At 54.6% G+C, this 850-nt stretch carries 1 protein-coding gene; it reads right to left on the bottom strand.

The window, feature by feature from the left end:
- Positions 1–649: 649 nt before the first annotated feature.
- Positions 650–772 (bottom strand): hypothetical protein, encoded by a 123-nt coding sequence (locus GVI59_RS19325; RefSeq protein WP_277876444.1) that lies wholly within the window; start codon positions 770–772, stop codon positions 650–652.
- Positions 773–850: the final 78 nt, after the last annotated feature.

The following is an 850-nucleotide window of genomic DNA, read 5'->3' as shown; positions in this document are numbered from 1 at the left end:
GCCGGGGCGGCTTTTTTGTTTTCCGTTTTCCTCTGTACTCTGTCGGTGGGATGTGGGATTCTGTGCGGGCCGCATGAAGCGCTGACACCGCGTGCGGCCTTGGTCAGAGGTGGGCCGTGACGGAGCCGCCGCAGACGGTGGAAGCCCGTCAACCAAAACCAATCATGAACAGAATGTTTCTAACCCCTTGGTACTGAGTCAATTTTCAGCTATCTCATGGGGTGATACGCGAAGAGGGACGGATTCGCCCCCGTCCCTCTTCAATTCCACACAGCGTCAGAACCGCCTGTGGAAATACTGCTACTACACGTAACGGCGCTGCCTATGCAGCGTCAAGCGGTATCGGTCAAGGCGGTTCATCTATTTGTGATGAAAGCCGACCAATGGCCTCAATACCCGAATATAGGCGTCCCTCTCGGAAATTAACAGAGAGCGATGCCGCTGTTATTATCAACCGCATAGGTTCCGGAGAGTTCCAAAACCGGATTGCTGCCGATTATGACGTTAACCCCGGGCGTATTGCAGAAATCAAGAAGGGAAAGAAATTTCCCGATCTGCCGTGCCCTTGGGAGTGGAGCAAGAAATAACACTCCACCTGGCGGCGTCTTCGGATGCCGCCACCTTCAGTCGTCCGGAATTTCCGGACAACTTACCCAAACGGATCGCGCCGCCTCTTCGCCCGCACCATAGCCACCGCCAGCCCGAACGACGCGGCCAGCGATGACAAGGCGGTCACGAGCCAGAACCACCAGTGCGTGAATAGGTCAGGCATTTCGTTTCTCTGTTTTTTTTGTTGGTGGTGTTTTTTGCGTTGACACCAATTCCATGACCCGCTTATATCGGGTCATAG

Origin of the sequence: Acetobacter sicerae (genome assembly GCF_011516765.1) — a bacterium.
In the GTDB taxonomy this organism is placed as follows: Bacteria; Pseudomonadota; Alphaproteobacteria; order Acetobacterales; family Acetobacteraceae; genus Acetobacter; species Acetobacter sicerae.
Note: the sequence above shows the minus strand (reverse complement) of the source record. Positions and strands in the feature narration are given on the sequence as shown.